Below are 344 nucleotides of genomic sequence, written 5' to 3' on the forward strand. Positions count from 1 at the left end.
GATCAGGCCTGCGATGCCGGCGGCGGCGTCGAGGTGGCCGATGTTGGCCTTGACCGATCCCAGAGCACAGGAGCCGGCACCGCCAAACGCACGCGACAACGCCTGCACCTCGATCGGGTCACCCAGCGACGTACCCGTTCCGTGTGCCTCGATGTAGTCGATGTCCTCGGGGGTCAGGCCCGCGCTGCCGAGCGCGGCCGAGATGACGGCGGCCTGGCCGGTGACGCTGGGGGCGGTGAAGCCGACCTTGACCCCGCCGTCGTTGTTGACGGCCGAACCCCTGATCACGGCGTGGATGGTGTCGCCGTCGGCCAGCGCGTCCTCCAGCCGCTTCAGCACCACCA

The 344-nt window shown here is 70.1% G+C and carries 1 pseudogene; it reads right to left on the bottom strand.

Annotated features, from left to right (window positions below):
• Positions 1-344 (bottom strand): annotated as a pseudogene (locus ADK52_RS11800) (polyketide synthase); the annotation flags it as partial.

The sequence above is a fragment of the Streptomyces sp. WM6372 genome (genome assembly GCF_001279655.1).
Lineage (GTDB): Bacteria > Actinomycetota > Actinomycetes > Streptomycetales > Streptomycetaceae > Streptomyces.